The organism is Brevibacterium sp. HMSC07C04 (assembly GCF_001815905.1).
Taxonomy (GTDB): domain Bacteria; phylum Actinomycetota; class Actinomycetes; order Actinomycetales; family Brevibacteriaceae; genus Brevibacterium.
This window is the reverse complement of the sequence record NZ_KV823231.1, coordinates 1-6956: the sequence shown is the minus strand read 5'-3', so window position 1 is coordinate 6956 and position 6956 is coordinate 1. Positions and strand designations below refer to the sequence as shown.

Genomic DNA, 6956 nt, shown 5'->3' with positions numbered 1-6956 from the left:
GGGCCGGGCGCTTTAAGCGCCCGGCCCCGGTATTATTCAGCGGACATGATCTGCGCCACAGCGGCGTATCATGTCATCCGAAGTTCACCAGCTGTTTTTGTTCATAAGGATTTTCATGGCCACCACCCAACTGCAGAAGCGCCTGAAGACCCGGCACCTCGTCATGATGAGCCTCGGTTCGGCAATCGGCGCGGGCCTTTTCCTCGGTGTGGGCGAAGGCATTGCCGTCGCCGGCCCGGCAATTCTCCTGGCCTATGTGGCTGCCGGACTCATCATCATCTCGGTTATGCGGATGCTCGGCGAAATGGTTGCCGCCGACCCCAACCCGGGAGCGTTTTCGTACTACGCGGGCAAGGCGCTGGGCCCATCGGCCGCATTTGCCGTCGGCTGGCTGTGGTGGGTGCAGCTGTGCCTCGTCGTTGCCGTTGAAGCGACAGCCGCCGCACAGATCATGCGGTCTGCTTTCCTGCCCGATGTCCCACAGTGGATCTGGGTGCTCGCCTTCATGATGGTCTTCACCGTCATCAACCTCATGGGCGTCGGCTCGTTCGGTGAATTCGAATATTGGTTCAGCTTCATCAAAGTCGCCTTCGTCATCCTGTTCCTCATTGTCGTCACAGCATTCCTGTTCGGACTTACCCCCGGCGAGTCACCCGGGCTGAGCAATGTGCAGGGCGTAGACCTCGCGCCTTCCGGCATCGGCGGAATCGGCACCGGCCTGCTCATCGTGATCTTCGCATTCGGCGGCATTGAGATCCTCGCCGTCGCGGCTGCCGAAACCGCCGACCCCGAAACTTCGATCCGCAAGGCGATCGCCGGCATCGTGCTGCGCATCCTCGTGTTCTACATGGGCTCGGTCGCGCTCATGATCCTCGCCGTCCGCTGGGACAACCCCGACCTCGCCGAGAACCCGTTCGTCACGACGTTGACGGCCACGGGACTGCCGGCCGTCGGCACCGTGATGGCCATCATCATCGTGGTGGCGCTGCTGAGCTCGCTCAACGCCAATGTCTACGGGGCGTCCCGCATGGTGTTCTCACTGGCCCACCGCGGCATGGCGCCAGCGGTCACAGGGCGAGCAAACAACAGGGGCGTGCCGATCCCGGCGATCGTGGTGTCGGTCCTGATCGGCTTCGCCTCCGTGCTTGTGAATGCCTTCAATCAGGACAAGGTGCTGTTCATCGGCCTCAATGTGGTCGGCTCGACGCTCATCGTCACCTGGGTGGCGACCGTGGCCAGCCACATCATTCTTCGCCGACGGGCCGAACGGGAAGGCACACACCTGCCCATGAAGATGTGGGGCTATCCGGTTCTGTCATGGCTGACCGCCGCGGCCCTGCTTGCCGTGGTCGTGCTGGGCATGTTCGCGCCGGACACCCGAACACAGATGCTGTGGACCTTCGGCATCTTCGCCATTGTGTGGCTGATCGGCGTTGTCGTGACGCGCGGGAAGTCAGTTGAGCAGGTCACCGGCGGAGACGAACTCGCCTCAGATGATCCTCACGCCTGGTAGACCAGGGCGGTCGCCACGGCGGCAACCCCTTCACCTCGTCCGGTGAAGCCCAGACCGTCGGATGTCGTGCCGGACACCGTGACCGGCGCTCCGGCGGCCTCACTCAGCACCCGCTGGGCTTCGGCCCGGCGGGTGCCGATTTTGGGACGGGTACACACGGCCTGCACCGCAATGTTGCCGATGGCAAAACCGGCTTCGCGCACCAGACGGGCGGCCTCCTGCAGCAGCTGCGCCCCCGAGGCCCCGGCCAGTTCCGGCCTGTCAACGCCGAAGTGGGCGCCAAGATCGCCGATGCCGGCGGCTGAGAACAGAGCATCACAGCAGGCGTGAGCCACCGCATCGGAATCTGAGTGGCCCTCAAGGCCCGGACCGGCGTCCTCCCACAGCAGACCGGCCAACCACAGGGGGCGCTGCGGATCGTCTGAAAAAGCGTGGCTGTCTATGCCGATTCCCACCTGCATTGTCATTCTCCTCGCAGTCGAGCGCGCGCTTGGCGCAGATCATCGGGGTAGGTGATTTTGTGTGCGGCTTCTGCTCCGGGCACTCCCCTGGCGGGAATACCGATGGCTTCCAGAAGACCGGCGTCGTCTGTTGCTGAAATGCCGGCTTCACGCGCGTGCTGATGTGCCGCCCGCAGGTCTTCTGTACGGAACCCCTGCGGGGTCTGGACTCGCCTCAGCTGGGATCTGTCAACGGGCACGGCGAGGTCCTCCGCTGCCGAGGTGCCGCCGGACACAGTTCTTATGGTGTCGGCAACCGGGAGGGTCGGCACAACATTGCGCTCACCGGCGCGCAGAGCTTTGATCACGCGGGTGAACACTGCTTCGGGCGTGAGCGCGCGGGCAGCGTCGTGCACCAGCACAAAGCGCGGACCGGCGGATTCGAGCACGGTGAGTGCGGCGGCAACCGAGTCGGTCCGCTCAGTGCCGCCTTCAACGACAGCAACCAGGCTGCGCGGAAGACCCAGCGCGTCACATTCGGCGTGTGCGACAGTGCGTGCGTGATCCAACAGGTGTGCTGGTGCGGCAATGACAGTGAGCCCGCAGCCGGCGCGCAGCCCACAGCGCAGCGACCACGCCAGAAGCGTGCGGCCTTCAAGTTCGACAAAGGCCTTCGGACGGTCAGCGCCTAAGCGCGTACCGGACCCGGCGGCAGGAATGATGAGGGCTGTCTCCACGACAGCCATGGTAGCCGTCAACAGTCAAACACAAAGCCCGCGCTCAGAGCACTCTGAGCGCGGGCCGTGCTGCGAAGATCAGGAAGCCAGAACTTCGTCAAGCATTGCTTCGGCTTCGTCTTCTTCCTTTTCCTTGGCCAGAGCCAGTTCGGAAACAAGAACCTGGCGAGCCTTGGCGAGCATCCGCTTTTCGCCCGTGGAAAGTCCACGGTCCTGTTCGCGGCGCCACAGGTCGCGAACAACTTCTGCGACCTTGATGACATCGCCGGATTGGAACTTCTCGAGATTGGCCTTGTAGCGGCGCGACCAGTTTGTGGGCTCTTCGGCAACTTCGGCGCGCAGAACTTCGAAGACCTTTTCCAGACCCTCTGCGTTGACGACGTCGCGAACACCGACGAGGTCGCAGTTCTCAGCAGGGACTTCAATAGTCAGATCGCCGTGCGAAACCTCAAGCTTGAGGAAGACGGTCTCTTCACCCTTGATCTTGCGGGTGTTCACTTCTTGAACAGTGGCTGCACCGTGGTGCGGGTAGACGACGGTGTCTCCAACCTGAAAACTCATACTCTTTAGTCCCCTTTCGGTGACCCATCTTACCACGACACTTTCCGCAAATTGGGCGGCCATCGTCTACAGTGTGATATAGCGTCTCAGCCGCATATTCAGAGGAACATGGGAGATTCCACACTGAATCCTGTGACCCGAGTTTCGGACCGTTGGCAGAAACAGGTACGATTCCGTCAGAGGCCAAGCATTACTTCTTCTAGGAGCTTTTATCGTGAAAAGGCTGACCCGCTTCGGCGCTGTCGCGCTCGCAGCAGCCCTCGTTGCACCCCTCAGCGGCTGCGCCGCGCTGATCTCGTCCCAGCAGACCGCCAAGTACCACTACAACGGCGGCGACGGCGCTGCCACCTCGATTGACGGCGTGGACGTTCGCGGCATCCTGCTCATCTCAGACGAAGACCAGGAAAAGGCCCAGCTGTTCTACACGCTGGTCAACAACACCGACAAAACAGCCGATGTTTCGATCAAGGCCGGCGACAAGTCCGTCAGCCAGACCGTCAAGGCGGGAGAAAAGTTCTCGCAGGACCCGCAGAACCCCAACGCTGAGGGCGCTGACGAAGTCATCGTCTCCGGGCTGAACCAGCCCACCGGCACCCTCGTCGACGTCACGGTCACGGTCAACGGCAATTCAGAAGACGTCCAGACCCAGATTCTCGACGGCAGCCACTGGTACTACAAGACTCTGGAGCCCAGCAGCGCACCGTCTGCCACAGACGGCGCAACGGACGACGCCACCGAGGACAGCACCACCGGCCAGTGAGCTCTGTGAGCCAGCACCCCCAGCGGACAGGCTCACACACACAGCAGAGGTCCCCGAGCGATTATCGCTTGGGGACCTCTGCTTGTGGCGGCTGCGGGTATCAGTCTTCGAATTTGTAGCCCAGGCCGCGCAGGGTTGTCAGCAGCTTAGGCTCGGAGGGGTTGACCTCGATCTTGGCGCGCAGACGCTTGATGTGCACGTCGAGGGTTTTGGTGTCCCCCACGTAGTCAGAGCCCCACACCCGGTCGATCAGCTGACCGCGCGTCATAACGCGCCCTGCATTGCGCACCAGCATCTCCAGCAGCTCAAACTCCTTCAGCGGCAGCTGCATTTCCTCACCGCGGACCGTGACCACGTGGCGGTCGACGTCGACGCGCACGCCGCCGGCTTCGAGCACATCGTCGAACTCGTCGTCGACAGAAGCTGATCCGCGGCGCAGAACAGCGCGGATGCGAGCCAGGAGCTCACGCGAGGAATACGGCTTCGTCACGTAATCATCAGCGCCGAGTTCAAGGCCGACGACCTTGTCGATTTCGGCGTCTTTTGCGGTGAGCATAATGATCGGCACGTTCGACCGGCCGCGAATGATGCGGCAGACTTCCGTGCCGGGCAGCCCGGGCAGCATGAGGTCCAAAAGCACGAGGTCCGCTCCGGCGGTCTCGAATTCTTCGACCGCCTTCTTGCCGTCGGCCGCCACAACAACGTCGTAGCCTTCGCGACCCAGCAGGTAGGACAGCGGGTCCGACAGCGACTCTTCGTCTTCGACCAGCAGAATTTTGGTCAACTCATGCCTTTCTCTCGCGACCCTCGGCGGCGGTTCCGTCAGAGGGTGTGTTTTCCGGCGGCTTCAGGTGCCGAACGTTATCAGCCGGCGCTGCCGGCAGGGCGATGGTGAAAGTCGACCCTTCACCGGGACGGCTCCACACGTCGATGCGCCCGCCGTGGGTGGCCACGATGTGCTTCACGATCGACAGGCCCAGGCCGGTGCCTCCGGTATTGCGCGAACGTGCAGGATCGACACGGTAGAAGCGTTCGAAGATCCGCTCAGTGTCTTCTGCCGAAATGCCGATTCCGTGGTCAGTCACGACAATGGAGGCATCGCCGTCAGTGGACTCAACGCCTATGCCCACGGACGTGCCCGAGTTCGAATAGTTGACCGCGTTGTCGATCAGGTTGCGCACAGCATTGACCAGCAGATCAAACGAACCCTGCACAGCGGCGCCGGGGCTGCCGGAAACTGACAGTTCGATGCCCTTTGCATCGGCATTTGTGCGGGCGCGGTCAACCGCTTCCTGCACGACGTCGTCAAGCTCGACCCGCGTTGTCGATTCCAGCTGTTCGTTGTCCTGGACCCGCGACAGATTGATGATCTCCTGAACAAGCTGCGCCAGACGCGCGGATTCCTTCTGAAGCTTCCCGCCGAAGCGCTGCACGGCGTCGGGGTCGTCAGAAAAGTCGGTGACGGCTTCGGCCATCAGGGAAATAGCGCCGATGGGGGTTTTGAGCTCGTGGGAAACATTTGCCACGAAGTCACGCCGGACGGCGTTGATTCGGTGAGACTCCGTGTGGTCATCACACAGCACAAGAACATAGGCCTCAGCCAGCGGGGCAACGCGCGCGTGCAGATAGCGGCGACTCTTTTCGTCTGATCCGCGCTGGGTTTCGAAGTCGATCTCTTCGATCAGGCCGCGCACGCGCACCCGCCCAACGGCTTCGCGCAGCTGCGGGGCGGCCAGGACGTGACCGCGCACAAGGCCGAAGGTGTAGGCGGCAGGCGATGCCTTCGTGACATCATCCCCGGCGTCGATGACGATTGCCGCACTGGGCAGAACGGCGAGAACTTCGGCGATGCCTTCGGGAAGTTCGTCATCCGAATGCAGCGACGCGGATGACCACGAGCTTTCGGACATGCGAAACGCCAGGATCCCGGCGATGCCCAGAATGAGCCCAACTCCGCCGGTAATGAGCGAAATAATCAACACGTCCACACTGACAGCCTAAACGCACGGTGACGCGGGTTCTATCTGACAGCGACGGAGCGTGCGACATTTCCCCCGGTATTCACATTGGGGACAGGCTCCTTTAACTCCCGCTTGAAAGCGTTAACTTGGTTCGTGTTGGTGTACAGTGCCTCACGTAGAACTTCAAGGAAAGGACCTCGAGTGCGCGAAGCCTTCCGCAATGAACTCGAATCCATCGCCGACGGACTTGTCGAAATGGCCGAAAAGGCCACCGTGGCTATGGAGAGCTCAGTTCAGGCTCTCTTGGAAAACAACCTCGAACTCGCTCAGCAGGTCATCGCCGCTGACGATTCGATCGACGGCATGCAGGCTTCCCTGGACCGCCGTTCAGCAGAAGTGCTGGCCCTCCAAGCTCCCGTCGCCGCCGATCTGCGCGCTGTCATTGCGGCGCTGAAGATGTCGGTTGCAATCGAGCGCATGGGTGACCTCGCCCGCCACATCGGCTCGCTCGTGCGCATCCGTCACCCCGAACCGGCTCTGCCGGAGCAGTTCCGCGATGTCTTCACCCACATGGGCACGACCGCGGTGCGCATCGGCAACGCCCTCGTTCAGCTGCTGAGCGAACCCGGCACGGCGGCCGTGCCGATGATCGCGGCCATCGACGAAGAACTCGACACGCTTCACCTGCGGGTGTTCACCATCATCGGCGAACTGTCCAACGGTGAAATCTCGCCCAGCCAGATTGCCGATGTCACGCTGATCTCCCGCTATTTCGAGCGTTTCGGCGACCAGGCCGTCAACGTGGCACACCGCGTTGAGTACCTGCTCACCGGTTCGTTCGAACCGACGCTGACAGCTCTTCACGATTCCGAACCGGCGCGCCGTGAAGCCGAGATCGCCGACATCCGCGCAGAGCAGGGCGAAAGCTGACCTCCGGCAACCTGCTTAAACGCTTAAGGCCCGGTGCCCATGTGGGCACCGGGC

At 62.3% G+C, this 6956-nt stretch carries 8 protein-coding genes; 3 read left to right on the top strand and 5 right to left on the bottom strand.

Annotated elements, in window-relative coordinates; genetic code table 11:
* Positions 1 to 115: 115 nt before the first annotated feature.
* On the top strand, positions 116 to 1513 hold the full coding sequence (locus HMPREF3162_RS00100) for an amino acid permease (protein WP_070574830.1): 1398 nt from the start codon (positions 116 to 118) through the stop codon (positions 1511 to 1513).
* Here HMPREF3162_RS00100 and ispF read toward each other — a convergent pair.
* The 3 genes from ispF to HMPREF3162_RS00085 form a co-directional block, all read right to left on the bottom strand.
* Complete coding sequence (gene ispF, locus HMPREF3162_RS00095) at positions 1501 to 1980, bottom strand: 2-C-methyl-D-erythritol 2,4-cyclodiphosphate synthase (protein ID WP_070574833.1); 480 nt, start codon at positions 1978 to 1980, stop codon at positions 1501 to 1503. The two genes, HMPREF3162_RS00100 and ispF, sit on opposite strands and share 13 nt — an antisense overlap.
* Entirely contained in the window at positions 1977 to 2690 is a 714-nt protein-coding gene (ispD, locus tag HMPREF3162_RS00090) for a 2-C-methyl-D-erythritol 4-phosphate cytidylyltransferase (protein ID WP_256282436.1), read from the bottom strand. The genes ispF and ispD overlap by 4 nt, the downstream gene beginning before the upstream one ends.
* A 78-nt stretch (positions 2691 to 2768) precedes the next feature.
* Positions 2769 to 3251 (bottom strand): CarD family transcriptional regulator, encoded by a 483-nt coding sequence (locus HMPREF3162_RS00085; RefSeq protein WP_019175786.1) that lies wholly within the window; start codon positions 3249 to 3251, stop codon positions 2769 to 2771.
* Between the two features lie 214 nt (positions 3252 to 3465).
* Here HMPREF3162_RS00085 and HMPREF3162_RS00080 point away from each other — a divergent pair, with 214 nt between their 5' ends.
* Entirely contained in the window at positions 3466 to 4011 is a 546-nt protein-coding gene (locus HMPREF3162_RS00080; RefSeq protein WP_070574839.1) for a hypothetical protein, read from the top strand.
* Positions 4012 to 4111: 100 nt separating this feature from the next.
* Here the strand turns inward: HMPREF3162_RS00080 and HMPREF3162_RS00075 are convergent, their stop codons facing one another.
* Both HMPREF3162_RS00075 and HMPREF3162_RS00070 read right to left on the bottom strand, forming a co-directional pair.
* Positions 4112 to 4795: a response regulator transcription factor gene (locus tag HMPREF3162_RS00075; RefSeq protein ID WP_070776511.1), complete on the bottom strand. Its 684-nt coding sequence runs from the start codon at positions 4793 to 4795 to the stop codon at positions 4112 to 4114.
* Between the two features lies 1 nt (position 4796).
* Positions 4797 to 5999, bottom strand: a complete 1203-nt coding sequence (locus HMPREF3162_RS00070; protein ID WP_070776510.1) for a sensor histidine kinase — start codon at positions 5997 to 5999, stop codon at positions 4797 to 4799.
* 174 nt (positions 6000 to 6173) lie between these two features.
* Between HMPREF3162_RS00070 and phoU the strand changes: the two genes are divergently transcribed.
* On the top strand, positions 6174 to 6902 hold the full coding sequence (gene phoU, locus HMPREF3162_RS00065; protein WP_070776509.1) for a phosphate signaling complex protein PhoU: 729 nt from the start codon (positions 6174 to 6176) through the stop codon (positions 6900 to 6902).
* Positions 6903 to 6956: the final 54 nt, after the last annotated feature.